Origin of the sequence: Vibrio sp. ZF57 (assembly GCF_001691235.1) — a bacterium.
GTDB lineage: Bacteria > Pseudomonadota > Gammaproteobacteria > Enterobacterales > Vibrionaceae > Vibrio > Vibrio crassostreae_C.
This window is the reverse complement of the sequence record NZ_MAKD01000010.1, coordinates 1-684: the sequence shown is the minus strand read 5'-3', so window position 1 is coordinate 684 and position 684 is coordinate 1. Positions and strand designations below refer to the sequence as shown.

Below are 684 nucleotides of genomic sequence, written 5' to 3'. Positions count from 1 at the left end.
GGCGACGGTATCCTTACTGACAATGGCAACGGTACGTACACCTTTGCGCCAAATGAAAACTTCAATGGTGACGTAAACTTCGGCTTCGATGTGTCAGACGGAACCGATACGGTCTCTGCCAACATCGACGTAAGCGTAACTGCCGTTGATGATGCGCCTGTATCGGGTGACCTAGCGTACTCAATCGATGAAGACGGTTCTATCCGTTTAAGCCAAGAGCAGCTGCTTTCTCAAGCCTCTGACGTGGAAGGCGATGACCTGACTGCTAGCGGCCTAACGGTTGGCGGTGATGCAACCGTTACTCAAAACGATGATGGCAGTTTCACGATTACGCCAGATGAGAACTTCAATGGTGACATCGATATCAGTTTCGATATCTCTGATGGTACCAATACGGTTCAAGCATCAGCTGACCTAACGGTTAACCCAGTTAACGACCTGCCAGTACCTCAAGACCAACAGTTCAGCGTTGAAGAAGACGGCACACTTATTTTCACTGATGCTGACCTATTAACAGGTGCGACTGATATTGAAGGCGACAACCTAACGGTTGAAGGTGTGACCTACGATGGCGGTGACGGTATTCTTACCGACAACGGTAATGGTACATACACCTTTGCGCCAAATGAGAACTTCAATGGCGACGTAAACTTCGGTTTTGATGTATCAGACGGCACCGATACG

The 684-nt window shown here is 48.8% G+C and carries 1 protein-coding gene; it reads left to right on the top strand.

Annotated features, from left to right (window positions below; translation table 11 throughout):
- On the top strand, nucleotides 1–684 hold a 684-nt coding region (locus A6D97_RS01100), incomplete at both ends, for a tandem-95 repeat protein (protein ID WP_139074285.1).